22 protein-coding genes are annotated in these 26,857 nt (G+C 65.1%); 4 read left to right on the top strand and 18 right to left on the bottom strand.

Annotated elements, in window-relative coordinates; genetic code table 11:
* Positions 1-28: 28 nt before the first annotated feature.
* Positions 29-787, bottom strand: coding sequence for a 4-hydroxy-tetrahydrodipicolinate reductase (gene dapB / locus CH274_RS07420; protein ID WP_094657055.1), 759 nt, complete (start codon positions 785-787; stop codon positions 29-31).
* A gap of 91 nt (positions 788-878) precedes the next feature.
* Between dapB and CH274_RS07415 the strand changes: the two genes are divergently transcribed.
* On the top strand, positions 879-1,667 hold the full coding sequence (locus CH274_RS07415) for an ABC transporter ATP-binding protein (RefSeq protein WP_094657054.1): 789 nt from the start codon (positions 879-881) through the stop codon (positions 1,665-1,667).
* A gap of 3 nt (positions 1,668-1,670) precedes the next feature.
* Here CH274_RS07415 and CH274_RS07410 read toward each other — a convergent pair whose 3' ends face one another.
* From CH274_RS07410 to CH274_RS07380, 7 genes are all read right to left on the bottom strand, one after another.
* A complete protein-coding gene (locus CH274_RS07410; RefSeq protein ID WP_094657053.1) occupies positions 1,671-2,777 on the bottom strand; it encodes an alcohol dehydrogenase catalytic domain-containing protein in 1,107 nt (368 codons plus the stop codon).
* 83 nt (positions 2,778-2,860) lie between these two features.
* Entirely contained in the window at positions 2,861-5,539 is a 2,679-nt protein-coding gene (locus CH274_RS07405) for an MGH1-like glycoside hydrolase domain-containing protein (protein WP_256981245.1), read from the bottom strand.
* A 24-nt stretch (positions 5,540-5,563) separates the two neighbouring features.
* Positions 5,564-7,486 (bottom strand): putative nucleotidyltransferase substrate binding domain-containing protein, encoded by a 1,923-nt coding sequence (locus CH274_RS07400; protein ID WP_094631738.1) that lies wholly within the window; start codon positions 7,484-7,486, stop codon positions 5,564-5,566.
* Positions 7,476-9,023, bottom strand: coding sequence for a GMC family oxidoreductase (locus CH274_RS07395; protein WP_032397868.1), 1,548 nt, complete (start codon positions 9,021-9,023; stop codon positions 7,476-7,478). Before CH274_RS07395 ends, CH274_RS07400 begins: the two co-directional genes overlap by 11 nt.
* A 12-nt stretch (positions 9,024-9,035) precedes the next feature.
* Positions 9,036-10,547: an APC family permease gene (locus tag CH274_RS07390; RefSeq protein WP_032397867.1), complete on the bottom strand. Its 1,512-nt coding sequence runs from the start codon at positions 10,545-10,547 to the stop codon at positions 9,036-9,038.
* A 24-nt stretch (positions 10,548-10,571) separates the two neighbouring features.
* The gene (locus CH274_RS07385; protein WP_094657052.1) at positions 10,572-12,098 is read right to left on the bottom strand and encodes an aldehyde dehydrogenase family protein; all 1,527 of its coding nucleotides are present in this window, start codon (positions 12,096-12,098) and stop codon (positions 10,572-10,574) included.
* A gap of 50 nt (positions 12,099-12,148) precedes the next feature.
* Complete coding sequence (locus CH274_RS07380; protein WP_045199857.1) at positions 12,149-12,679, bottom strand: DinB family protein; 531 nt, start codon at positions 12,677-12,679, stop codon at positions 12,149-12,151.
* Between the two features lie 58 nt (positions 12,680-12,737).
* On the opposite strand from CH274_RS07380, the gene CH274_RS07375 reads away from it, so the two are divergent.
* Positions 12,738-12,992 carry a hypothetical protein gene (locus CH274_RS07375; RefSeq protein ID WP_032398387.1) on the top strand — a complete coding sequence of 85 codons (255 nt, stop codon included), beginning with the start codon at positions 12,738-12,740 and terminating at the stop codon, positions 12,990-12,992.
* A gap of 125 nt (positions 12,993-13,117) precedes the next feature.
* Positions 13,118-14,038: a YdcF family protein gene (locus CH274_RS07370; RefSeq protein ID WP_094657051.1), complete on the top strand. Its 921-nt coding sequence runs from the start codon at positions 13,118-13,120 to the stop codon at positions 14,036-14,038.
* Here the strand turns inward: CH274_RS07370 and CH274_RS07365 are convergent.
* The gene (locus tag CH274_RS07365; protein ID WP_094631741.1) at positions 14,032-14,625 is read right to left on the bottom strand and encodes a TetR/AcrR family transcriptional regulator; all 594 of its coding nucleotides are present in this window, start codon (positions 14,623-14,625) and stop codon (positions 14,032-14,034) included. The two genes, CH274_RS07370 and CH274_RS07365, sit on opposite strands and share 7 nt — an antisense overlap.
* Before the next feature lie 76 nt (positions 14,626-14,701).
* On the opposite strand from CH274_RS07365, the gene CH274_RS07360 reads away from it, so the two are divergent.
* Complete coding sequence (locus CH274_RS07360) at positions 14,702-15,181, top strand: DUF4188 domain-containing protein (RefSeq protein ID WP_094631742.1); 480 nt, start codon at positions 14,702-14,704, stop codon at positions 15,179-15,181.
* A gap of 3 nt (positions 15,182-15,184) precedes the next feature.
* On the opposite strand, the gene nuoN is transcribed toward CH274_RS07360, so the two are convergent.
* From nuoN to nuoF, 9 genes are read right to left on the bottom strand one after another with little or no spacing between them, the layout of a single operon-like run.
* Positions 15,185-16,747: an NADH-quinone oxidoreductase subunit NuoN gene (gene nuoN / locus CH274_RS07355; RefSeq protein ID WP_094657050.1), complete on the bottom strand. Its 1,563-nt coding sequence runs from the start codon at positions 16,745-16,747 to the stop codon at positions 15,185-15,187.
* Entirely contained in the window at positions 16,744-18,243 is a 1,500-nt protein-coding gene (locus tag CH274_RS07350) for an NADH-quinone oxidoreductase subunit M (protein WP_373453917.1), read from the bottom strand. Before CH274_RS07350 ends, nuoN begins: the two co-directional genes overlap by 4 nt.
* Positions 18,244-18,275: 32 nt before the next feature.
* Positions 18,276-20,147, bottom strand: coding sequence for an NADH-quinone oxidoreductase subunit L (nuoL, locus tag CH274_RS07345; RefSeq protein ID WP_179275657.1), 1,872 nt, complete (start codon positions 20,145-20,147; stop codon positions 18,276-18,278).
* 13 nt (positions 20,148-20,160) lie between these two features.
* Positions 20,161-20,460, bottom strand: coding sequence for an NADH-quinone oxidoreductase subunit NuoK (gene nuoK / locus CH274_RS07340; RefSeq protein ID WP_032397862.1), 300 nt, complete (start codon positions 20,458-20,460; stop codon positions 20,161-20,163).
* Positions 20,457-21,218 carry an NADH-quinone oxidoreductase subunit J gene (locus CH274_RS07335; RefSeq protein ID WP_094657048.1) on the bottom strand — a complete coding sequence of 254 codons (762 nt, stop codon included), beginning with the start codon at positions 21,216-21,218 and terminating at the stop codon, positions 20,457-20,459. The genes nuoK and CH274_RS07335 overlap by 4 nt, the downstream gene beginning before the upstream one ends.
* A complete protein-coding gene (nuoI, locus tag CH274_RS07330; protein WP_094657047.1) occupies positions 21,215-21,784 on the bottom strand; it encodes an NADH-quinone oxidoreductase subunit NuoI in 570 nt (189 codons plus the stop codon). Before nuoI ends, CH274_RS07335 begins: the two co-directional genes overlap by 4 nt.
* Positions 21,777-23,057: an NADH-quinone oxidoreductase subunit NuoH gene (nuoH, locus tag CH274_RS07325; RefSeq protein WP_094657261.1), complete on the bottom strand. Its 1,281-nt coding sequence runs from the start codon at positions 23,055-23,057 to the stop codon at positions 21,777-21,779. Before nuoH ends, nuoI begins: the two co-directional genes overlap by 8 nt.
* A gap of 26 nt (positions 23,058-23,083) precedes the next feature.
* Positions 23,084-25,558, bottom strand: coding sequence for an NADH-quinone oxidoreductase subunit G (locus CH274_RS07320; RefSeq protein ID WP_094657046.1), 2,475 nt, complete (start codon positions 25,556-25,558; stop codon positions 23,084-23,086).
* A complete protein-coding gene (gene nuoF, locus CH274_RS07315) occupies positions 25,555-26,856 on the bottom strand; it encodes an NADH-quinone oxidoreductase subunit NuoF (protein ID WP_094657045.1) in 1,302 nt (433 codons plus the stop codon). The genes CH274_RS07320 and nuoF overlap by 4 nt, the downstream gene beginning before the upstream one ends.
* Position 26,857: the final 1 nt, after the last annotated feature.

Here is a 26,857-nt window from a genome sequence, read left to right as displayed (position 1 = left end):
TTCGTCGTCTTGTTCACCGTCGATCAGCTCACAGATCCAGCAGCGGATCGAGCCCGACGGTCAACCCCGGTCGTCCGGCGATCTCGCGGACTCCCAGAAGGACTCCGGGCGCGAAGGACGTTCGGTCGAGCGAATCGTGCCTGATGCTCAGCGTCTCCCCCTGCGTGCCGAGCAGAACCTCTTGGTGCGCAACGAGTCCCGCGAGCCGGATCGAGTGCACCCGCACGCCGTCCACGTCGGCACCACGTGCGCCGTCGAGTTCGGTGGTCGTCGCATCGGGGCTCGTCGCAGTTCCTGCGGCGGCGCGTGCCTCGGCGATCAGCGCGGCGGTGCGATACGCCGTGCCCGACGGCGCATCGGCCTTGTTGGGGTGGTGCAGTTCGATCACCTCGACGGAGTCGAAGAACCGCGCTGCCTGCTGCGCGAATCGCATCGACAGCACCGCACCGATGGCGAAGTTGGGCGCGATCAGCACACCCGTCTGCGGCGATCCCGCCAGCCATTCGCGAACCTGCTCGAGCCGCCGGTCGTCGAAACCGGTGGTACCGACCACAGCATGGATGCCCTGCTCGATCAGGAACTGCAGGTTGTCCATCACCACGTCGGGATGGGTGAAATCGACGACCACCTGGGCATTCGCGTCGACGAAATTCGCCAGCGGATCACCCTGGTCGACGGTCGCCACGAGCTCGAGATCGTCGGCCGCCTCGACGGCGGCACAGATTGCCTGACCGACCTTGCCGCGTGACCCCAGTACCCCTACTCGAACAGGTGCCGTTGCACTCACGTCGTACCCACACTCGTTTCGTCGTCTTGTCGGTTCTACCGACCTCAGAGCCTACTTCTCCGCGATCCGCACCGGCAGCTACGGTCGTCCGGTGCCATCCAGCGTCCTGTTCGCCGACCGAGTCGATGTCGTGCGCGGCGGCCGATACCTGCTCAGCGACGCCACGATACGGGTCGAGGAGGGCGAGCACTGGGTGTTGCTCGGTGCGAACGGCGCAGGTAAGAGCACTCTGCTCAGCTTGCTCGGTGCCGTGGTGCATCCCACGCACGGTTCCGTGCACGTTCTCGGTCATCGCCTCGGCCGGGTGGACATGCGCGAATTGCGGACGCGCATCGGCCACGTCGATCCCCGTCTGACGGTCGAGGCTCCGCTGACTCTGTTCCAGGTGGTGCTGACCGGCCTGACCAACACTCCCGACCTGATCCCGAGATGGTCGGCCACCGAGGACCAGATCGCCCGTGCCCATCGGTTGATCGGTTCCCTCGGCGTCGCCCATCGCACCGAGGCATCGTGGCACACGCTCTCCCAGGGAGAACGTGGCCGAGCGCTCATCGCGCGCGCCCTGCTCCCCGACCCCGCAGTGCTGTTGCTCGACGAGCCCGCCACCGGACTCGATCTCGCTGCCCGCGAACAACTCCTCGGTGCGCTCGACTCGTTGCGGGCCGAGCACCCGAGCCTGGCGAGCATTCTGGTGACGCACCACCTCGAAGAGATCCCCGTCTCGACCACCCACGCCCTGCTCATCCGCAACGGAAAGGTGTTGGCGCAGGGAGCCGTCGACGCGGTGCTGACCACCGCAAACATCAGTGAGTGTTTCGACCATCCCATCGAGATCTCGACGCAGCGCGGCCGGTGGGTCGCGACCGCCGCCAACAGCTGATGCTCAGTCGAAGACGATGACCTGACGGATCGCGTTGCCGTCGGCCAATTCGTCCATCCCGCGGTTGATCTCGTCCAACGTGATTCTCGAGGAGATCAGCTTCTCGACGGGAAGCCGTCCCTCACGCCACATCTGGGCATAGGTCGGGATATCGCGCGCCGGCACGGCGGACCCCAGGTAGCTGCCGACGATCGTGCGCGCCTCGGCCACCAGGCCCAGCGGCGAGATGGACGAGCGGGCGTCGGGCGACGGGAGACCGACGGTGATGGTTTTGCCGCCGGGAGCCGTTGCAGCGACGGCAGTTTCGAAGGCTCGGGCGTTGCCTGCCGCCTCGATCACGATATCGGCCTTGATTCCCTTCTCGGCGAGCTCGGCCGGTGAATAGACCTGCGTTGCGCCCAGATCGGTTGCGGTGGAGAGCTTGTCCGGGACTCCGTCGACTCCGATCACCTCGCCTGCACCCACCGACACGGCTGTCAGAACGGCGGCCATGCCGACTCCGCCGAGACCCACCACCATCACCGATTGACCGGGCTTCGGAGTTCCGGCGTTGAGCACCGCGCCACCGCCGGTCAGTACCGCACAACCGAGAACTGCGGCGATATCGGCCGGGATGTCGTCCTCGACCGGCACCACGGACTTTCGGCTCACCACCGCATGGGTGGCGAATCCGGAGACTCCGAGGTGGTGTTTGACCTCTTCCCCGTCACGGTGCAACTTGATGCCGCCGCCGAGCAGGGTCCCGGCATTGTTCGACGCGCTACCGGTGATGCACGGCATCTGACCGTCGGTGGCGCACCCGGCACACTCGCCGCAGCGCGGCAGGAACGTCATGACGACGCGGGTACCGATCGCGATGTCGTCGACGCCCGGTCCGACTTCCTCGACTCGGCCTGCGGCCTCGTGGCCGAGCAGCATCGGGACCGGACGAACCCGATTGCCGTCGACCACCGACAGGTCCGAGTGGCACAGCCCTGCGGCTTCGATTCTGATCAGCAGTTCGCCGTCGCCCGGCGAACCGAGCTCGAGGTCCGAGACGGTGATGGGATGCGAGTCCGCGAAGGGACGAGATCGGCCGATTTCTTCGAGTACTGCGCCGCGAATCTTCATCCCGCCAGACTATGCGGCTCCGCCGCATGTGCGTGGAACTTCGTAGCCCACTACGAAGTTCCACTCACATGGGCCGCAGGCCCTCAGAGCGGCAGACGCGGCCTGAGCAGGTGCGCCACCAGCGCTGTCCACCCGGTTTGGTGGGTTGCCCCGAGTCCCTCGCCGGTGTCTCCGTCGAAGTACTCGTTGAAACTGGGATGCTCGGACCACAACGGGTCGGCACTGGACTCGATGCGATCGCCGTCCGCCGGCCGCTTGCCGTCCACCGGCCGGAACAGTCCGGCGAGACCGTTGTCGATCAGATCGGCGGCGTCGGTGAGGGTGCGGTGGTTGCCCGAGCCGGTGGGGATCTCGATGGTGAACGAGTCGCCGTAGTACCGGCCGTACGCGCGCAGCTTGTCGGCGAGCAGTACGTTCACCGGGAACCACACCGGTCCACGCCAATTCGAGTTACCACCGAACATTCCGGTACGCGACTCCCCCGGCTCGTATTCGATGGACAGGCTTCGTCCGTCGACGTCGAAGGTCACCGGCTCGCGATACGAGGCCGACAGCGATCGAATTCCGAACTGCGACAGGAATTCCTCGGAATCGAACATCCGCGAGAGGATGCGCTTGAGACGCTCGGGCTGGACGAGCGTGAGCAGCATCCGCACCTCGCCGCCCTCGCGCCGAGCCAGCAGTGGGCTGACCATCTCCGGCCGTCGACGCTGAACCCAACGCAGACGGGCAGTGAGGTCGGGGCATTCCTCCTCGACCCACGGCGGGATCTCGGTGGCCCCGAGGATGGGCAGCAGGCCGACCATCGATCGCACCCGCATCGGAACCGCATCGCCCTGAGGTTGGACGAGAACGTCGTAGAAGAAGCCGTCTTCCTCGTGCCAGAGCGAAATATGCTGCGAACCGAACGAATTGACGGCTTTCGCGATCGAGAGGAAGTGCGAGAAGAACTTGGTCGCGACGTCGTCCCAGGCGCTGTCGTGCCGCGCGAGCTCGAGTGCGATCTTGAACATCTGCTGGCAGTAGAACGCCATCCAACTGGTCGCGTCGGACTGCTCGAGTCGGAAGCCGGGAGGCAGTGGTGCAGATCGGTTGAACAGTCCGATGTTGTCCATGCCGAGGAATCCGCCCTCGAAGATGTTCGAGCCCTCGGAGTCCTTGCGGTTGACCCACCACGCGAAGTTGAGCAGCAGCTTGGTGAACACCCGCACCAGGAATTCGCGATCCCGGTAGCCGTCGATGCGATAGACGTGCCACGCCGCCCACGCGTGCACGGGTGGGTTGACATCACCGAACTCCCATTCGTACGCAGGCAGTTGACCGTTGGGGTGCATGGCCCATTCCCGGCACATGAGCACCAACTGTTCCTTGGCGAAATCGGCGTCCACGTGCGCCAACGGAATCGCGTGGAAGGCCAGGTCCCAGGCCGCGAACCACGGATACTCCCACTCGTCGGGCATCGAGATCACATCGGCCAATGCCAGGTGACGCCAGTGCGCGTTGCGCCCACCCGGGTCCTGCCGCGAGTCCGGTGCCGGAGCTCCGACCTTGTCGCCCTCGATCCACTCCTCGACGTCGTATCGATACAGCTGCTTGGTCCACAACAGGCCGGCGTACGCGCGCCGTGCCACGTGCCGGTCTACATCGGTGAGATCGGCACCGATCACGGCACCGTAGAACTCGTCCGCCTCGACCTGGCGATCGACGTTGACGGCATCGAATCCGGCCCCGAACGTCTGCTCGTCCGGGCGGTTGGGCGAGAGCCGCAGCCTGACCGATTCCGTTGCACCCGGGGCGATGTCGTCGAAGCGATACCAGAACGCAGCCTTCGTTCCCGTCTGCTCGGGGTTGACCGCATCGAGTTCCCCGTCGACGACTCGGCGGCCGATGCCGTCCTTGGGGTAGGACGAGATGTTCTCCTGCCCCCACAGGGCTTCGGCATTGGTTTCGTTGTCGCAGAACAGAACTGCCGGCGTGCCTTCGGCACTGAGGTAGTACCGACCGAGAAATCCGTGATCGACGGCGATCGCTTCGAGTCCACCTGCCATCAGGTCCGGCGGGCTCAGCTGCGCCAGTGTTCCGCCCCGCTCGTCGCGTCCCCAGGACCAGGTGTTGCGCAACCACAGGTGCGGCAACAGGTCGACCGATGCCGCCTCGGGGCCGTGGTTGGTGATCGAGATGGTGATGCAGATGTCGTCGGGCGAGGCCTTGGCGTACGTGACCTGGACGTCGAAGAATCTGTTCTCGTCGAGGATGCCGGTGTCGGCCAGCTCGTATTCGCGGTCGTCACGTCCGCGTCGAGCGTTCTCTTCTCGCAGGTGGGCGTAGGGGTACTCCGCGTGCGGGTAGCGATAGAGCCACTGCATCCAACTGTGCGTCGGTGTTCCGTCGACGGCCCAGAAGTACTCCTTGACGTCTTCGCCGTGATTTCCTTCTTCGTTGGCCAGGCCGAACAGACGTTCCTTCAGGATCGGGTCCTTGCGGTTCCACAGAGCGAACGAGAAGTTGAGGAATCCGAAGCGGTCGCAGATTCCGCCGATCCCGTCCTCGCCCCAGCGGTAGGCCCGCTTGTGTGCCTGGTCGAACGGGAACGACGCCCAGGCGTTCCCGTCTTCGGAGTAGTCCTCGCGCACTGTGCCCCACTGTCGTCCCGCCAGATACGGACCCCACTGGCGCCACGGTCCGCTGACTCCGGGCGATTCGGCCAACCGATTGTGTTCGACGGTGGACGGGGTGGGAACGCTCACGGGATTGGTGGTCACGGCACACAGTCTGGTCGTTGGCGGTCATCGATGCACGCCGACGTTGGCCGCGAGGTAGCCGACGCGGCGTTGTACCGCGGCGATCTCGCGGATGCCGTCGGTCAGCAGGCTTCGTTCGAGCGGCGACAGATCGGCCATGATCAGCACGTCGCCGGGGCGGTGGCCCGCTGTGATCTGGTCGATCTGATGCGACAGTCGGAGCCGTTGCAGCAGCGCGAACACCTCGGACAGCGCAGTGACATCACGTTCGGAGAGCATGCCGTTACCCGACGCCGCCGCGAGTCGCGCCGGCGTTGAGGCCGAGGCCATGCCGACCGACAGCCCACCCCAGCGAGCGAGGTTGACGATGGGCGTCAGCGCGTGGGCCTTGAGATCGAACGTCCCGCCGCGCCGAGCCAGGACGTCGCGTAGCGATCGCAGCCGGGCGCGGCCGGCGAGCGCATCACGCAGCTGCAACCGCAGTGCGTCGGGGTGATCGACCAGCAGTCGGCGGTAGGCCTCGGGCACGGTGTGCAGTTCTCTCGGGCCCCACACCACTCTGCCGTCGATCATCAGCGAGGACATGATCAGGCCGGAGTCCTCTGCCGGATTGCCACGTTGGCCGAAGGGGTTGCTGAGCCAGTGCGCCGCGGCGCGTTCCCACTGACCGGCCGAGCGTGCGAATCGAGGTGAGCTCGCGACCGCGCCGTTGGTGTCCGACGGTAGCCCGGCACCGTCGAGGCTCTCGTGCACACGGGCGGCCAAGTCCATCAACGCCTCGTCGCGGGTTCTCTGCACCGCGTTCGCTTTCCCTCGGACCTCGGGGTCGGCGGTGGTGTCCGCCCAGCTCAGCGCACTGTCGACGTCCGAGGAGGGCATGGCTTCTCGACGCGCCACGCTGCCGAGAGTGATCCAGGCGAATCGGTCACGCGGCACGTCCGGACGTGCAGTCCATTCGATCTCGACAGCACGGCGGACGATGCTGTCCACCACGACGGAGAGGATCGCGCTGACCGCCATCGCATCGGTTCCGCCCTGGAACAGATCCACCACCAGTCGGGGCACGAGCCTGCCTGCGTCGGCGAGTTCGGCGGAGGTCGACGCCGACGCCACCGCTCGGCGCACCACGAAACTGCGTCGAGTCGAGGCAGCGTGCAGATCGGAATCCTCGACGACACCGAGAACCTCGCCCCGATCGGACACCACGGGCATGTGCCGCAGCCCCAGTTCGAGCATGTCCATCAGCACGGTGCCGGCCAGCCGGTCCGCCGTGACGGTCTCGGCGGGTGCCGTCATCACCTGCTCTATCGGAGTATCGACTCCGATCCCGGCGGCCACCACACGAATTCGGAGGTCTCGGTCGGTGAATATGCCATGGCGCGAGCCACGCAGCGGAACCAGAACGTACGAGCTGCCCTGATCGGTCATGTGCCGGACGGCGTCTCGAACGGTGGTGCCGACGGGTACGAACACCGCTGGGGCGGAAAGCAATTCACCGACGGTGCGGCCGGCGCTACCCTCGACCGGTCCCCCACGGTATGCAGACGACGAATTGACGGCATCGGCCAGGAACGCCAGACCGGTGGGCGTTGCGAACAACGGCCGAACCAGTGCACCGGGCAACTGCAGGACGACACTCGGTTCGAGTGCCCGCGCTCGGAATTCGACAGTTCCACCGGACAGCAGAGCCGAGAATCCGAAGACTCCACCTTCACCGATGGTGTCGATCGGCACCTCGGTGGGAGAGGTCGCGTCGGGGTGCATGATCACCACGCGCCCGGTATGCACCACCCATACGGTGTCGGTATCGGTCGAGACGTCCATCCGGCTAGGGTCCACAACCCATGCGCCACTGCCGTACTCGCGTTCGACGGCCGCCGCGGCCACCTCGGCCAGCACAGCCGGTGGCGCGCCCTGAAACGGTGGATGCGCGCCGAGGAAATCGGCCAGCTCCGATCTATCCGCCACGGATCAGGTCGGCGCATCTCTCCGCCATGGTCATCACCGTGATGTTGGGATTGACGTACGGCAGCTTCGGCATCGCCGACGCGTCGACCACGCGCAGGTGCGAGACTCCCTTGACTCGTAATTCCGGATCCAGCACGGCCATGGCGTCGTCCACCGAGCCCATCCGCGCCGTGCCCGCCGGGTGATAGACCGTGTTGTGGGTCTTGTGCACGTAGTCGAGCAGGTCGTCGTCGGTGACGGCCTCGGGCCCTGGGGCGAGTTCGCGCTCGATCCATTCCGATAGTGGACCGTGCGCGGCGATGTCGCGCGCCAGCTTCAGTCCGGCCAGCATCACCGCGTCGTCGTGGCCGTCGGCATCGGTGAAGTAGCGCGGGTCCACTTTGGCACGGTCACGAAAATCTCTGCTGCGCAGACGAACAGTGCCGCGCGAGCGCCCCTGCGTCACGTTCGGAGTCAGGCAGAATCCGTTGTCGGTGGTCGGGTAGCCCCAGCGGAGGGTGTTCATGTCGAACGGCACACTGCCGTAATGCATCATCACGTCCGGGTAGTTCAGCGAGTCGTCGGTCTGCGCGAACACCCCGATCTCCCACCACTGCGAGGACGTGGTGACCATCGGCTTGCTCGCTTCCCAGAACACCAGACCTTCGACGTGGTCGTCGAGGTTCTCACCCACACCGGGAGAATCGACTCGCACCGTGATTCCCATCTCGCGCAGTTGGGCTGCCGGTCCGATTCCCGAGAGCATCAACAACTTCGGCGTGTCGATGGCCCCGGCGGTCACGATGACCTCGCGCCGTGCGGAGACGGTGTCGTAGCCCGTCAGGTCGGGGCGCTGGTATCGCACACCCGTCGCGGTCAGCGATTCGTCGATCAGAATCTCGCTGATCCAGCAGTCGGTGCGCACCTCGAGGTTCGGCCGTGAGCCGATGATCGGGTGCAGGTACGCATGCGAGGTCGACATGCGTGAGCCGTCTTCTCCCGCATTGATCTGAAACCAACCGGCACCGTTGAGTACAGGCGTTCCGCGGTTGAATGCGACCGTGGGAAGACCTATCCCGGCGGCCGATTCGAGTACTGCGGCACCGCACGGATCGTTCGGCGGCACGTCGCGGATTCGCACGGGGCCGTCGTGTCCGCGGCCGGTGTCGTTGTTCTCCACGCGCGCGACGTACGGCAGGATGTCCGACGCGCCCCACCCCGTCGCACCGGCCGCCGCCCAATCGTCGAGGGTTTCCGCAGGTGGGTGAAACGCGATGCAGGAGTTGTGCGAGGAGCAGCCACCGAGCACTTTCGCGCGCGCGTGCCGCATGAAGCTGTTGCCGCGCTCCTGCGGCTCGACGGGATAGTCCCAGTCGTAGCCGGAGTCGAGCAGGTGCATCCACTCCACCAGTTCGAGAATCGCCTTGTCGCCGACGTCGGTCGGCCCTGCTTCGACGAGGCAGACACTGACGGAGGGGTCCTCGCTCAGACGTGCCGCGAGGACGCACCCCGCCGTCCCGCCACCTGCAACGACGTAATCGAACTGGGTGTCTGTCACTGCACGCTCCTTCTAGTTGCCCGTGGAGGCATGTGATTTCAGAGTGCCGATGTGCTTGCGTCCCTTGACTGCGTACCACAGCAGGCCAACGCCGAGGATGCCGCCGATGTAGACGAATGCTCCGAACGTGTTGTACCAGGGGGTTCCGTACACGGCCTCGCGCGGCCACGCGAGGTTGATCGCCATTCCAGCGCCCCACACCACTGCCGCGATGTTGACCGGCAGGCCCCACCTGCCCATCGTGAAGTATCCGCCGGGCTTCAGATCTGCCGGCGGCCACTCACCCTTGACTCGTTTGACCAACAGTGGACCGGTGACCATCAGATACGCGAGGTAGATCATGATGATCGCGATCGAGGTGAGGACCGTGAAGATCTGCGGCTGACCGATGTTGACGACGAGAATGACGATGGCCAGCACGCCGATGGTCACCGCGGGCACCACCGGGGTCTGGGTCTTCGGATTCACCTTGGCCAGACTCTCGCCGAAGGGCAACGCGTTGTCTCGGGCCATGGCGAACGTGAGCCGGATCGCCGCGGTGTGCACTGCCAGTGAGCAAACGAAGACCGCGATGACGATGCAGATGAGGAAGACGGTGCCCAGCGGGCCCCACATCACCGATTCGACGATGGACTGCAGGCTGCCGTCGGGACTGCCGAGGGAAGGATCGTTCAGGTCCGGTGCGGCCATGACGGCGAACACCAGGATGGCTCCGCCGATGACGAACGAGGCGAGGATGGCGCGAAAGATCGCCTTGGGGGCCGTGCGCCGAGGTTCGACCGTCTCCTCGCCGAGCGAGCTCGCGGTGTCGAATCCGTACATCACGTAACCCGACGCCAGCGACGCGACCAGGAAGGCACCGAGGTAGCCGCCGCTCTCGCCGGCTCCGTAGCCGTTGGTCGAGAAGAACACCTCCGGCCCGCGAGTGATGTTGGCCGCGAGCAGGATCGCGATGAGAACGGCAGCGATGAGTTCGATGAACACGCCCGCACTGTTGATCATGGCCATCAGCCGGACTCCGAGCGCATTGATCGTGGTGGTGATCGCGATCAGAATCGCACCGAGCAGCACTGCGTTGGCCGCGAAGTCGGTGGCACCCGAGCCGTCACCGATGATCTGGAACCCACTCCAGATACGTGGCAGGTTCAACTGCAGAGCCAGAGCGACGGCAGACAGTGTCACGATCGATGCCGTGAGCATCAACCAGCCCGCCGACCAGCCGACGATCCTGCGGCCCAACAGCTTCGCCCAGTTGTACACCGATCCCGCCACCGGATACTTCGCGGCCAACTCCATGAAGCACAAGGCCACGCAGAGTTGGCCGACGAACACTGCAGGCCACGACCACAGATACGCCGGCCCGGCGGTGCCGAAACCGAAGTAGAAGAGCTGGAACGTGCCGGTGAGAATGGAGATGTAACTGACTCCCGCGGCGAAGCTGGCGAATTTCCCGAGACTTCGATCGAGTGACTCCTTGTAACCGAAGTCGTCCATTCCGCTCGAATTGTCGTTCAGTAGTGCCATGCGCCTGGCCTTTCCGATCTTTCGCTATCGGGTACCGAACCACCCCGCCGCGGTGGGTGAGGTGTTGTGCCAAATATGCTTTGCCTCTTGGTATTCGGACATTCCGGACGGTCCGAGCTCGCGTCCGTTGCCGGACTGTTTGAAGCCGCCCCATTCCGCGGCAGCGGTGTAGACACCGAAGTCGTTGAGCCACACCGTGCCATGGCGAAGCCCACGGACCATTCGTTCGCCTCGCGCGGCGTCCGATGTCCGAACTCCCGCGGCGAGACCGTAATTCGTATCGTTACCCAACAGGAGCGCTTCGGCCTCGGTGCCGAAGCGCTCCACAGTGAGTATGGGCCCGAATGTCTCCTCCTGCACGATATTCATGGACCGATTGCAGTGGTCGAAGATCGTCGGCAGAAAATAGCTACCCTTGTCCAGGGCCGGATCGTCCGGCTTCGTTCCGCCGATGACCAGCGTCGCGCCCTCCTCGACGCCGGTCGCCACGAAGGCTTCGATCTTCTCTCGCTGTGCCTGCGACACCAGTGGCCCGGTCTCGCTCGCCGGGTCCATGCCCGGCCCGATGACGATGGTTTTCGCCCGTTCGGCCACCGCAGCGACGAAGCGGTCGGCGACCGATTCCTCGATGATGAGTCGAGTGCCGGCCGAACACACCTGACCCGAGTGCAGAAAAACTCCGGTCAGGACGTTGTCTACCGAGTCGGCGAACGCCTGTTCGTCGGCCACCGCATCGGCGAATACGATGTGTGGATTCTTGCCGCCGAGTTCGACGGCCACCTTGGTGACGTTCTCGGCCGCCGCGGCCAGTATGTGTCTGCCCGTCGCCAGTCCGCCGGTGAACGAGACGAAGTCGACGTCGCGGTTCCTGGTGAGCGCGTCCCCGAGAACCGCGCCGCTGCCCTGCAGCAGGTTGACCACACCGGCCGGTACTCCGGCTTCTTCCACCAGCTTGGTGAACGCGATGGTGGACAGCGGAGTCACCTCACTCGGCTTGAGCACCATGGTGCAGCCGGCTGCCAACGCGGGGGCGATCTTCCACGAGATCTGCAGCAGTGGGTAGTTCCACGGTGCGATCATGACGCAGACACCGATGGGCTCGTGCACCACACGGCTCAGGATTTCGGGTCGGTCGACGTCGATCAGACGATCGGCCTGCACCACAGCGAGATCGGCGTAGAAGCGAAAGACCGACGTCACGTCGTCGATGTCGATCTCGCTCTCGCCGTATGTCTTTCCGGTGTCGAGGGTCTCGATGCGCGCCAACGTCGCTTTGTCGCGTTGGAGCAGATCGGCAATGCGGTTCAGCAGATCGCGGCGCTCGGCCACCGTAACCGAGCGCCACGGTCCGTCGTCGAACGCCGCTCGCGCGGCTGCCACCGCCCGCAGAGCGTCGTCCGGCGTGGCCTCGTCCACCACGGCGACCGTGCTGCCGTCCGCTGGGTTCACGATGTCTCGGGTACCGCCGTCACCGGCCCCCTGCCACTGTCCGTCGATGTACAACGACGGGCGCAGCGAGATCGGATCGAGTGCTGCATCGGAATCGGTCACCGAAACACCTTCTTTCGTAGGGGGTCGGGTGGTGTGTCTACGCTATGCCCTCAACGGCCGATGACTCCATCGATCTGTTCGCGGATGATGTCCGCGTGTCCGTTGTGCCGGGCATATTCACCGATCATGTGCACGTAGACCATCCGCAGCGACATCGGCCCACCGCGCGAGTCGACCAGATCGTCCAACGAGTGCCGGGCCGCGATCTCGTCCGAGGCACCGCACTCGGCGGAGAATCGCGCGAAGTCGGATTCGGCCCCGGACTCGGTCGCTCCCAGAAAGTCGGAGTCCTTACCGAACGCCGCGTCGTACATCGGAGCGAACGACATCGACTCCAGTCGCTCTCGGAACCAGATGCGTTCGACCTTCGCCAGATGACGCACGAGTCCGAGCAGGGAGAGCGTCGAGTGCGGAAACGGTCGCCGCGCCAACTGTTCGGCGTCGGCACCGGCGCAGATGTTGAGCAGCGTCGCTCGATGCCACTGCAGCATTCCTTCGAGAATCGGCCGCTCGTCGCCGACGAGCGGACCCGTGACCTGTTCCGGTGTGGGCGCTGTCCATGTCTTCCGCCGTTCGGTCATGCAGAGATTGTCGAACATGCGACGGCGCTGTGCAGCGCCGCGCATTACGGTGGGATTCATGACTATCGAAGATGTGGGCGGCAGACGAACGGTGACGGCGGACGAGCTTCTTCTCCTGGTGGGTGATCACCTGCTCATAGAAGAGGGTGTCGCGACCGGGTTCATCGAAAGCGCAGGCCAGGTCGCCGAGAACGTGGCGGTGACCGTGACCGACGGCGTCGACGGCACCACGACGACCGAGCGCGTTTTTCTTCCCGATGCCGAGGTGACCATCGAACCCGCCGATCGCGGACGCGCCCCGGTCACTTTGTGACGGAAGAAGTCCCTGCTCAGAAGTACATTCATGTAACTCGAACAACTCTGCTCACACCAGTCACACCGGCACCGAATTGAGCTAGGGTGGCGGAAACCCGTCACCGCTCGAAAAGGACGTCAGTAGTGCGACAGGGCCGAGTACGACCGACCGTTCGCGTTGCCGTGGTGTCCTGCGCCGCCGCGCTCGCTGTCGGGTTCGGCTCGATCTCGGCGGTTGCCTCGCCCGAGGCCTCGGCCCCGGCAACCGTCGCCGAAACGGTCCGTTCGGCCGACGCGGAGCGCTACAACGACGCGCAGAATGCATTGGTGAAGGGGCGCTACGACGCCGGTTTCGCGGCACTCGATGCGCTCGCAACCGCTGCCCCGGACGACGCCAACGTGGCAGCTCTGCAGACGTTCTATGCCAACGCGACCGCCGATACCGCTGCTCTGACGGCGCACAGGACCCGCCTGCGCGGCCTGTCTCCAACCCTCGCCGATGCAGTCGATCGCGCCATCGCCATCATCGACGAAGCCGCCACGCAGACAATCGATTTCGCCCCGACCACCGACGGACCGCGTACCGCGATCGTGGTGCTCGGGCTGGGGCTGGAGGGTGACGGCAGCATGACAGGCGAGTTGGTGGCACGTCTACGCTCGGCCGTCGCCGCGGCGGAGCGCTCCCCCGAGTCCCCCATCGTCGTCACCGGCGGGAATCCGCAGAGCGGTATCACCGAAGCCGAGGCCATGCACCGATGGCTCGTGGACGAAGGCATCGCGGCCGATCGCATTCACACCGAATCGACCGCGAATTCGACGGTGCAGAACGCACAGCGCACCACCGCACTGGCAGCCGAGATCGGCGTCGAGAATCTGGTGCTGGCAACGACACCGAGCCACCTGCGGCGCGCGATGTCGGACTTCGAGATCGCCGGATCCGACGTGATGGGCGCTGCGACCGTCGATGTCGACGATGTCCCGGACCTGCCCACACTCGCTCCGACGGCGCGGTTGGGTATGACCGTGGATGCGACCAAGATTCTAGGAATACCGCGCACCTACTGACGCGTCCACCCGCGCAGCACGCACTCCGCTCCCGCGTCGAACATCGCCCGACGAGTCTCGTCGTCGGCGGTCGAGGGCATTGCCAATTCGAGCGACACCAATCCGTGCACGATCGCCCAGAACGAGTGGCTGATCAACTCGACCGACGCCCCGGCCATGGTTCCCGCCGCGACGGCGCTCGACACGGCAGCGCGGAGCGGATCCATGGCCGCGTCCGCGCGATGCGCCTCGTCTGCAACATCGATCGAACCGAGCACTCCCCCGAACATCACCGCGTACAGATGCGGATTGGCCAGTGCCCAGGTGCGGTAGGCGACGGCGAGCTCGCGTAGGTCCACTTCTGGATCGCCGGTGACCGGAACCCGGCGCTGGGAGTCACCGAAACTCGCGAACGAGGTGGCGAACAGTGCCACGAGCAACTCGGTACGTCCGCCGAACAGCGAATAGATCGCCGTTGTGGATGTGCCCTGTGCAGCGGCCAGTTTACGCAGCGACAACGAGTCGACGCCGTGGTGCGCAACGGTTTCCGCCGCGGCCTCCAGTAGCCGGGTCCGCAACTGCTCGTCGTGAATTCTGGGTCTCGCCACTTGCGGAACCTATCACAACGGTGTTTTATAACGGTGTCACATAATGCTTCACCCACCGAACAGACGGGAACACGTCATGCCACCCATCATCGACGGCCGACGGACGGTCGAATTCGAACGAGACACCGTCACGGTCTTCCTCATCGGAATGCGGATCAACAATCCGGTGGCCGTTCGCTCCTGGTTACCCGCGGTGCGCGCGATGCCGCGGATGCTCGGCCATCTCGAGCAGGATCCCGCTTCCGGGCTGCTCGGTTACCACTCGTGGCTGGGGCGCACCACCATGCTGGTCAGCTATTGGCGCACTGCCGAGGATCTGACGCGATTCGCCTCCGATCCCGACGCACCACATGCACCCGCCTGGCGTGCCTTCAATCGATCGGTGGCCGCAACCCGCCACGTCGGCGTGTGGCACGAAACCTATACCGCCACAGCACAGAACAGCGAGGCGATCTACGTCAACATGCCTGCGTTCGGCCTTGCGGGAGCCATCGGCGGACTACCGGTGGGTACCGGCTCGCACACGTGGAAGCAGCGAATGAAGTCCGCGAAGTAAGAGCTACAGGAAGTTCGCGGCACGCGCAGCGAGGTCGAGAACGGGCTGCGGAAAGACTCCGAGAGCGACGGTGAGCACCACCGAGGCCCCTATCGAGCACGACACCGAGGCAGTCGGGCGCACGATCGTGGCAGTCGTCTCTCCCGGATCGGTGAAGAACATCAGCACGATCACCCGCACGTAGAAGAACGCCGCAATCGCGCTGCACACCACACCGACCACGACCAGCGCCGCTCCGCCTGCACCGGAGGCAGCACTGAACACCGCGAACTTGCCGATGAACCCACTGGTGAGCGGAATCCCGGCGAACGAGAGCAGAAACAACCCGAACACCGCCGCCACCAGCGGTGACCGACGGCCGATTCCCGCCCACCGATCGAGGTCGCTCACCTCACCGCGTTCGTCGCGCGCCAACCCGATGATCGCGAACCCTCCGAGAGTGCTGAAGGCGTACGCCACCAAGTAGAACATCGTGGCCGACACACCGGCGTCACCCCCATCACCGGAATCACCCAGTGCCGTCACTCCCGTGAGGATGAATCCGGTGTGTGCAACGGACGAGTACGCCAGCATCCGTTTGACATCCGTCTGCGTCACCGCGACAACGGAACCCAGCACCATCGTCGCGATGGCGACCACCCACAGCATCGGTCGCCAACTCGAGTCGAGACCGGGCAGAGCCATTCCGAAGATGCGAAGAATCGCACCGAACGCCGCGACCTTGGTCACCGTGGCCATCAGCGCCGTCACCGGCGTCGGTGCACCCTGGTAGACGTCGGGAATCCAGGAATGAAATGGCACCGCGCCGACCTTGAACAGCAGACCCACTGCGAGCAAGGCGGTTCCGATCAGCGCGAGCGATCTGCCCGGGCCGTCCACCGCGATGGCGTCGGCGATGCCGTCCAACCGAACGGTTCCGGCGTATCCGTACAGGAACGCGACTCCGAACAGGAAGAACGCGGACGAGAACGCGCCCAGCAGAAAGTATTTCAGAGCCGCTTCCTGTGAGAGCAGCCGCCGCCGTCGGGCGAGTCCGCAGAGCAGATACAGCGGCAGCGACAGCACTTCCAGCGCCACGAACATCGTCAGCAGATCCGTGGACGCCGGGAACAGCAGCATCCCGCCGATCGCGAACATCGCCAGAGGAAATACCTCCGTCTGGGCGACGCCTGCATCGATGGCCTCCTTCTCCGCCACGCTGCCCGGAGTGGTCGATGCCTGTGGAGTGAACGAATCGATCCGGCGCTCGGCACCGGCCCCGGTGACTGCAACGGTGCGCTCCGCCAGCAGTGCGACTGCCGGAATCGACACCAGCACAATGGTTCCCTGCAGGAAAAGGGTAGGGCCGTCGATCGCGACCGCCCCGTTCATCGCCGACGCCTCGGTTCCGGCCAGACCGAGGATCGCCGCCAGCGCTACCACCAGTCCTGCGAGAGCAAGACCCAGATGTGTGAGCCGACGGGCCCGCAGCGGCACGAACGCTTCGACGAGAACGCCGAGAACTGCGACCGAGAACACGATCAGCATCGGTGCCAGCAGACCGTACTGCACCTCGGGTGTGGTCATCGCTGACCTCCTGAACCGTCGACGATCGTGGATTGCACTGCCGGAGTGATGACATCGAGCGCCGGTTTCGGGTAGACACCGAGCACGATCAGCAACGCGATCAACGGCACCACCACGGCCAGCTCGCGTCGGACGAGATCGGGCACCGTCCGGTTGTCTTCACGGACCGGCCCGGTCATGACGCGCTGGTAGAGCCACAGTATGTAGATCGCCGACAGCACGAGGGCTCCGGCGGCCACGATCGCAGCGACTCCGTATCGACCGAACGTGCCGATCAGCACCAGGAATTCGCTCACGAAGGGGGCGAGGCCGGGTAGAGAGAGCGTGGCAAGTCCCGAGATCAAGAACGTGCCGGCGAGCACCGGTGCCACCTTCTGCACACCGCCGTAGTCGGCTATCGCTCGTGACCCTCGACGCGAGACGAGGAAGCCCGCGATCAAGAACAGTGCGGCCGTGGAAATTCCGTGGTTGACCATGTACAGCGTGGCACCAGCCTGACTCTGACCGGTCATGGCGAAGATGCCGAGGATGATGAACCCGAAATGCGAAATAGACGTGTACGCAATCAGTCTCATCATGTCGGTCTGACCGATCGCCAGTATCGCGCCGTAGACGATGCCGATGACCGCAAGAGCGATGATCCACGGCGCGAACGTCTGCGACGAGCCAGGAAAGAGTTCGAGACAGAACCGCAGCATCGCGAACGTGCCGACCTTGTCCACCACCGACATCATCAAAACCGCAGTCGCGGGCGTGGACTGCACGGCGGCGTCGGGCAGCCACGAATGGAACGGCCACAACGGTGCCTTGATCGCGAAAGCGAACATGAAGCCGAGGAACAGCGCGTTCAGGACCATCGGGTCCACTCCGAGTCCGCCCGATGACGCCGCGTCGGCGATCACGCGCAGATCGAATGTCCCGCCGTCGAACGGCCCGTCGGGTCTCGCGGTCACCACGTAGAGGCCGATGACGGCCGCCAGCATGACCAGACCGCCGAAGAGGTTGTACAACAAGAACTTCACCGCGGCGCGCGTACGATGCTTGCCCCCGAAGCCGCCGATGAGGAAGTACATCGGAATCAACATCGCTTCGAAGAAGATGTAGAACAGCAACACGTCCAAGGCAAGGAACGAGACGACGACCATCGACTCGACCACCAGGATCAACGCCATGTACGTGTGCGACACCCGACGGGAGCCGTAGTGCGCGACGCGACTGCCGTCGTACCAGCCTGCGACGAGCAGCAACGGCGTGAGAACGGTGGTGAGCAACACCAGCACGAGGCCGATGCCGTCGAGGCCGAGGGTGTACCGCGCACCGAAAGCCGCTATCCACGAATGGTCCTCGACGAACTGGTACCGATCGCCACCGGAGTCGAACGACACTGCCAAGGCGACCGACACGGCCAAGGTCACGGCAGCGAAACCCACTGCGACACTGCGCGCGACGGTCGGACGAGCGGCGGGCACCAGGGCGACGACGACCGCGCCGAGCATCGGGAGCACCCAGAGAACGGTCAACCAGGGAGTCACAGAGCCACCACCATCAGTACCACGAGAACGGCTCCCGCGAACATCGCCAACGCATACGACCGCACGTATCCCGTCTGCAGCCGCCGGGACCGCGTCGATGCACCACCGATCGAGCTACCCACCCCGTCCACGACGGCGTCGATACCGTTGTCGGCGTGCACCAGTGCGCGCGTGAGGGTCTGTCCCGGACGCATGAATGCCGCCTCGTTGAAGGCGTCTCCGTAGAGATCGGCACGTGCGGCTCGGGTCACGGCCGACACGTCCTCGGGTGGCGTCGACGGAACCTCACCGACGATGTACTTGCGGTAGGCGACGGTCGCGCCGACCACAACGACCACCAGGACGGCGACGGTGACGACCCAAGCCGGGATCGCGTGCTCCTCGTGAGCCGATCCCACCACGGGCTCGAGCCATGTCTCGAGGCGACCGCCCACCGCGAGAAAGGCACCCGACGCCACCGAGCCGACGGCCAACACGATCATCGGAGCGGTCATCGTCGCCGACGCCTCGTGCGGTTGTGCCTGCTCGGACCAACGTTTCGGACCGAAGAACGTCAACAGCATCACCCGAGTCATGTAGAAGGCCGTCAGGCCTGCACCGAGCAACGTCACGCAGCCGAGAATCGGGCCTGCCACTCCCCCGGCGGCGAATGCAACCTCGATGATCGGATCCTTGGCGAAGAAGCCGGAGAACGGCGGCAGTCCGATGATGGCGAGATACCCCAGGCCGAACGTGACGAACGTGATCGGCATCGCGACGCGGAGTCCGCCGAACCGTCGCATGTCGGTCTCGTCGTTCATCGCATGCATCACCGATCCCGCGCCCAGGAACAAGCCCGCTTTGAAGAAGCCGTGCGAGATCAACAGCACGATGGCGTAGGTGTACCCGGAGGGGCCGAGCCCGGCCGCGAGCACCATGTACCCGATCTGACTCATCGTCGACGCCGCGAGCGCTTTCTTGATGTCGTCCTTCGCACATCCGATGACGGCACCGAACAGCAAGGTAACCGCCCCGACGGTGACGGTGGCCGCGCGGGCGGCAGGAGATGCCTCGAACACCGGTCCCGAGCGCACGATGAGATACACCCCGGCCGTGACCATCGTGGCCGCGTGAATCAGTGCCGACACCGGTGTCGGACCCTCCATGGCATCACCGAGCCAGGACTGCAACGGCACCTGCGCCGACTTTCCACATGCCGCCAACAGCAGCATCAGCGCCATGGCGGTGGCCACGGATTCGCCCGCCTCGCCGATTCCGGCGAACACGTCGTCGTACTGCACGGAGCCGAAGTTGACGAACATGATCATCAGCGCAACCGCCAGGCCGATGTCGCCGACTCGGTTGACCACGAACGCTTTTCGGGCAGCCGACGCGGCCGACGGCTTGTGCTGCCAGAAGCCGATGAGCAGATACGACGCCAGACCGACACCCTCCCACCCCAGATACAGGCCGAGGAAGTTGTCGGCCAGAACCAGCAGCAGCATGGCTGCCAGAAACAGGTTGAGGTACGCGAAGAAGCGACGCCGCTCGGCGTCGTGACTCATGTAGCCGATGGAGTACACGTGAATGAGCGAACCGACCCCGGTGATCAGCAGGACGAAGCAGATCGACAATTGATCTGCGCGCAAGCCGAACTCGACCTGTAATTCGTCCACCGGAACCCACCGGAACAAGGTCTGAGTGAGGGCGCGGCCCGACTCGGCGCGACCGAGCATCGAGCCGAACACCACCGCGGCCACGACGAACGAGGACGCTGCCGCCGCCGTCGCGACGAGGTGCCCCCAGCGGTCGGTGCGCCTGCCACCGAGCAGCAGGAACGCTGCACCGAACGCAGGCAGAGCCGGAAGAAGCCACAGCATCGACATCATTTCTGCGCCCCCGTCAATTCTTCATCAGGGAGTTCTCGTCCATCGAAATCGACCGACGGGATCGGAAGATGGCCATGATGATGGCCAGGCCCACCACCACCTCGGCGGCGGCGACCACCATGGTGAAGAACGCGAACAACTGGCCGTCGAGGTTGCCGTGCATGCGGGAGAAGGTGACGAACGCGAGATTGACTGCGTTGAGCATCAATTCGATGCACATGAACACGATGATCGCGTTGCGCCTGACGATGACGCCCGCCGCGCCTATCGCGAACAACAGAACGGACAGGTAGAGATAGTTCTCCGGATTCATCGTTCGTCACTCTCGACCCGAGGATCGGCGAACATGGCGTTGACGGAGGACTCGGATTCGGTTCCGTCGGGCAACAAGGCGCGGCGATCGACCCCGTTGTGCCTGGCATACACTCCCGGGCTCGGCAGCGGTGTCACCCTCGAGCCGTCGCGGAAGCGATCCTGCGCCATCTCTCGCTGACCCTTGACCGGCCCCAGAACCTCTCGGTGCGCCAGAATCATCGCTCCGATCGTGGCAGTGATCAGCAGTGCTCCGGTCAACTCGAACGCCCACACGTATTCGACGAAGATCAGCTCTGCCAGGCCCTCGACGTTTCCGGTCGAGTTGGCGGCGTCGAGACCGGCGAAGTCGAGCCGACCGGCACGGGCCGCGTCGCGCAGCAGTACCCCGATGATCAACAGTCCGAAGCCGATTCCGATGACGACGGCAGCGATGCGGTGGCCACGCAGAGTTTCGGTCAGCGACTCCGAGGTGTCGACCCCGACGAGCATCAGAACGAACAGGAACAGCATCATGACCGCGCCGGTGTAGACGACGATCTGCACGACACCGAGGAACAGCGCTCCCTGCGCCATGTAGAAGGTCGCCAGTACCACCATCGTGGCAGCGAGGAACAACGCAGAGTAGACGGCCTTGGTGCTCATCACCACCCCGAGTGCGCCGATGACGGCGACGACACCGAGGGTCCAGAACTGCACGGCCTCACCGGTGGACGTGGCATCGAGGGCGAGCTGCACCGCAGCTTCCGGTGCACTCATCGCACCGAACCACCATCGGGTTCGGCTGCGGGTTCGGCTGCGGACTCGGCTCCTGACTCGTGGCCGGTGACGGCTCCCCGGTAGTAGTCCTCGGACGTAAGACCCGGCGCCATCGCGTGCGGCGGTGCGGTCATCTGCGGTTGCAGCGGGGCCAGCAGCGCGTCCTTCTCATAGATCAGATCGGCTCTGTTGTCACCGGCGAGTTCGTACTCGTTGGTCATCGTCAGAGCCCGTGTGGGACATGCCTCGACACACAGTCCGCACCCGATGCACCGCAGGTAGTTGATCTGATAGACCCCGCCGTAGCGCTCGCCCGGAGAGTACCTTTCGGTCTCGGTGTTGTCGGCTCCTTCGACGTAGATGGCGTCGGCCGGGCAGGCCCACGCGCAGAGCTCGCAGCCGATGCACTTCTCGAGACCGTCGGCGTACCGATTGAGCTGATGCCGCCCGTGGTAGCGAATCTCGGTGGGCTTCTTCTCCTCCGGATACAGCTCCGTCTCGGGCTTCTTGAACATCGTGGCGAAGGTGACCCCGAAACCTGCTATGGGACCGAGAAATTCAGGCATCGGCGTTCTCCTTCGGTGACCTGGCGGCGGATGAGCACACACCGGCGTGCCGGCTCGGGACATTCGAGCCCTGCTCGGGAATGGGAGGTATCGGGAATCCGCCTGCCAACGCATCGAACTCGACGACAGATGCAGGAGGCGGCACGTTCCGTTCCCGTGCATGCCTGCGCACCATCAGCAGCAGCGCACCCAGCACGGCCACCGCGAAGATCATCGACACTCCGAACGTGACCAGTGGTACGTCGTAACGCTCGGCACCGAGGACCCGAACCGTCGCGATCACCATCACCCAGACGAGGGCAACCGGAATGAGGATCTTCCAGCCGAAGTTCATGAACTGGTCGTAGCGCAGCCTCGGCAGCGTCGAACGCAGCCAGATGAACACGAACAGGAACACCCAGACCTTGAGGGTGAACCACAGCACGGGCCACCACCCCGAGTTGGCACCGCTCCACAGACTCAGCGGAATCGGAGCCCGCCAGCCGCCGAGGAACAGCGTGGTCGCCAGTGCCGACACGGTGACCATGTTGATGTACTCGGCGAGCATGAACATGGCGAAACGAAGAGACGAGTACTCGGTGTGAAACCCGCCCACCAACTCACCCTCGGCCTCGGGCAGATCGAACGGAGCGCGGTTGGTTTCGCCGACCATCGCCGTCACGTACACCAGGAACGACGGCAGCAGCAGAAACACGTACCAGGTGTTCTGTTGCGCAGCAACGATTCCGGACGTCGACATGGTGCCCGCGTACAGGAAGACCGCCGCGAACGACAGGCCCATCGCGACCTCGTAGGAAATCACCTGCGCAGTCGAACGGAGCGCACCGAGCAGCGGGTACGTCGAGCCCGACGCCCACCCTGCCAACACGATCCCGTACACACCCACCGACGTGACCGCGAGGATGTACAGAACCCCGACCGGCAGGTCGGTCATCTGCAGTGGCGTCGTGGTACCGAACACCGACACCTCGGGCCCGAACGGAATCACCGCGAAGGCCATGAACGCGGGCACCACCGAAATGATCGGAGCCAGAACGTAAATCGGTTTGTCGACGCCGGTCGGAGTGATCCCCTCCTTCAGCGCCAGCTTGATCCCGTCCATCAACGACTGCAACAGGCCCCACGGCCCCACCCGGTTGGGACCGACCCGCATCTGCATCCACGCCATGATCTTGCGTTCGGCGTAGATCGCCACCAGCGGCGTGAGCACCAGGAACACGAAGACCGCCAAGGCCTTCCCGACAACCAACCACCACGGGTCGTTGCCGAACATCGACAGATCGGTCGGCGCGGCCACGATCACGACTGCTCACCCTCCGGTCGTTCCGCAGGCTCCACTCCTGCGCCCTCTGCTCGTTCCACAGAGCCGCGACCGATGCGAACCACCGCGCCCGACTGCGCGCCGAGCGACCGGTGCACCGCCGAACCGGACGAGTTCAGCGGCAGCCAGACCACGGTGTCGGGCAGGTCGGTGATCGTCAGCGGCAACGTGATCGAGCCCCGGTCCGTCGCGACGCTCACCGGGTCACCGGTCTCCGCTCCGATGGCCGACGCCGTCGCCGCCGACAACCGAACAGTGGGCGGGCGACCGGTCGCGGCGAGATTGTCCTCACCGTCCTGCATCCGTCCCGCATCGAGGAGCATCCGCCACGTGGCCAGAATCGCCTCGCCGGGCCCGAGGGTCGGAACGTGCGCGCGGGACGCGATCCGGGCCACCGGGATGCGCGGGCCGTTCCACACACCGAGGCGAGTCAACTGAGCGCGTGCCGCCGCCGCGTCGGGTACGGCCAGTTCGACGCCCATCTGTGCGGCGATCGCATCGAGGACGCGTTGGTCCGGCATCAGTGCACCGGCACCGAGCGCAGTGTCGAACGCGCGCGGTCGTCCTTCCCAGTCGACGAAGGTTCCCGGCTTGTCGACCACCGGCGCCACCGGGAACACCACGTCGGCCCGCTCGGTGACCGCACTGCGGCGTAGCTCCAGGCTCACCACGAACGCCGATCGGTCCAGTGCATCGAGTGCACCCGCAGGGTCCGGTAGATCGTCGAGATCGATTCCGGCAGTGACCAGGACACGACTCGGTCCGGCGTCGGCCAGGATCGCGGCGGTGTCGCGGCCCACCTCCGCCGGCAACTCGGACACACCCCACACTGCGGCAACCTCGGCGCGCGCAGCCGCATCGTCCACAGGACGACCGCCGGGCAGGACGTTCGGCAGCGCCCCGGCGTCGAGGGCACCGCGTTCTCCAGCACGTCGCGGAATCCAGGCCAGGCGCGCCCCGGTGTCGTCCGCCAGTTTCGAAGCCGCCGCCAGACCGCCGGGCACGGAGCCGAGCCGCTCGCCGACGAGCACGATCGCACCGGGCTCGCGAAGGAGGTGAGCAATGGATTCGGTCCCACGATCGCCGATGTGCAACGCATCGAGCCACGCCGGCTCGTCACCGGGAATCGACTGCAGCAGAACGCCGTCGAGCTTTCGCAGGCCTCGGGTGGAGAACGGCGCGATCGACGCCACCACCACTGCGCTCGTGCGGTGCGCCTTGCGAAGCCTCAGGAACACCAGCGGCGATTCTTCCTCGGGCTCGAAGCCGACCAGCAACACCACCGGGGCCTGCTCGAGGTCGGTGTAGGTGACCCCCAACCCGGTCGCTGCGATCCGGCCGGCCAGGAAGTCGGCTTCTTCGGTGCTGTGGCTGCGATTGCGGAAGTCGACGTCGTTGGTGTGCAGCACTGTTCGAGCAAACTTGGCGTAGGCGTAGGCGTCTTCGAGGGTCGACCTTCCGCCGATCAGTACCGCCGCCCGGCCGACCGATGCGGCCAGCCCCGACGCCGCGGCGGCCAGCGCAGCCGACCACGACGTCTCGATCAACTCCCCTGATCCGTCCCGGATCATCGGCGCGGTGATGCGATCGGGTTCGGTGGCGTACTTGAACGCCCACCGTCCCTTGTCGCAGTTCCATTCCTCGTTGACCTGCGGGTCGTCACCTGCCAGCCGGCGAAGGACCTTGCCGCGTCGATGGTCGGTTCGTTGAGCACAGCCTCCTGCGCAGTGCTCGCACACGCTCGGTGACGAGGTGAGATCGTAGGGGCGCGCCCGGAACCGATATTCGGTGTTGGTCAGCGCACCCACCGGACAGATCTGGACGGTGTTGCCCGAGAAGTAGGAGTCGAACGGCTCGTTACCGAAGATCCCGACCTGTTGAATCGCACCGCGCTCGAGCAGGTCGATGGACGGGTCGCCGGCCACTTGTGCCGCGAACCGAGTGCAGCGCGCGCACAGGACGCACCGTTCCCGGTCCAGCAGGACCTCCGCCGACAGCGGAATCGGTTTGGGGTACGTGCGTTTGGTCTCGACGAATCTGGACTCTGCTCGACCCGCCGCCATCGCCTGGTTCTGCAGCGGGCACTCGCCGCCCTTGTCGCACACCGGGCAGTCCAGCGGATGATTGATCAGCAGCAGTTCCATGACGCCTCGCTGCGCCTTCTCCGCCGACTCCGATGTCACCTGAGTGCGCACGACCATGCCCTCGGCCACCGCGGTCGTGCAGGACGCCAACGGCTTGCGCTGCCCCTCGACGTCGACCAGACATTGACGGCACGCCCCCACCGGATCGAGCAGCGGGTGATCGCAGAAGCGCGGGATCTGCACACCCATCAGCTCGGCGGCGCGAATCACCAACGTGCCCTTGGGAACGCTGATCTCGTGGTCGTCGATGGTCAGTGTCACCATCTCCACGTGGGTCACCGCGGAACGACCATGTGCAGCTGCGGTCATGACGTCAGCTCCTCTGCCATCAGAGTCGATCGGTGTGGATCGAAGGGACATCCCTGTTCGGTGACATGTCGGATGTATTCCTCGCGGAAGTACTTCAGCGAGGACACGATGGGGCTCGCAGCTCCGTCTCCCAACGCGCAGAACGACTTTCCGGCGATGCCGTCAGCGATGTCGAGCAGTGTCGTCAGGTCCGCTTCGGTGCCGGTTCCACTGTCGAGGCGGCGCAGTATCTGCACCAGCCAATAGGTTCCTTCTCTGCACGGCGTGCATTTGCCGCAGGATTCGTGTGCGTAGAACTCCGTCCAGCGCAGTACCGCTCGCACCACGCACGTCGTGTCGTCGAAGATCTGCAATGCCTTGGTACCCAACATCGATCCGGCGGCGCCGACGCCTTCGTAGTCGAGTGGCACGTCGAGGTGGTCGCCGGTGAACATCGGTGTCGACGAACCTCCCGGTGTCCAGAATTTCAACTCGTGACCGGGCCGGATGCCGCCCGCGTAGTCCAGCAGTTCCCGCAGGGTGATACCCAGCGGAGCCTCGTACTGGCCGGGACGACACACGTGACCGGAGATCGAGTAGAGGGTGAATCCGGGTGACTTCTCGCTGCCCATCGACCGGAACCATTCGATTCCGTTGCGCAGGATCACCGGAACGCTGGCTATCGATTCGACATTGTTGACCACTGTCGGGCGTGCGTACAGGCCTGCGACCGCGGGGAACGGTGGACGCAGCCGGGGTTGTCCGCGCCGACCCTCCAACGAGTCGAGCAGAGCCGTCTCCTCGCCGCAGATGTACGCGCCTGCACCGGCATGGATCACCAGCTCGAGCTCGAATCCCGTTCCGAGAACGTCCTTGCCCAGGTAGCCGGCCGCGGATGCCTCGGCGACCGCGGCATGCAGTCTGCGCAACACCGGTACCACTTCGCCGCGGACGTACACGAATGCATGCGATGCCCGAATGGCGTACGCCGCGATGATGATTCCTTCGATCAGCGTGTGCGGGCTCGCCATCAGCAGCGGCATGTCCTTGCAGGTGCCCGGCTCCGATTCGTCGGCGTTGACCACGAGGTAGTGAACTTTCCCGTCACCCTGTGGAATGAAGCTCCACTTCGTTCCGGTCGGGAATCCCGCACCGCCACGGCCGCGCAGACCGGAATCCTTGACCAAGGCGATGAGATCGTCGGGGTCCATGGACAGGGCTTTCTCCAGCCCTCGATATCCGTCGTGACTGCGGTAGGTGTCGAGGGTCCACGAGTTCTTCTCGTCCCAGAATTCGCTCAGCACCGGCGTCAGGGCCATG

It is taken from the genome of Rhodococcus sp. 06-418-5, from assembly GCF_002258285.1.
GTDB lineage: Bacteria > Actinomycetota > Actinomycetes > Mycobacteriales > Mycobacteriaceae > Rhodococcoides.
This window is presented reverse-complemented; position numbering and strand designations above follow the sequence as displayed.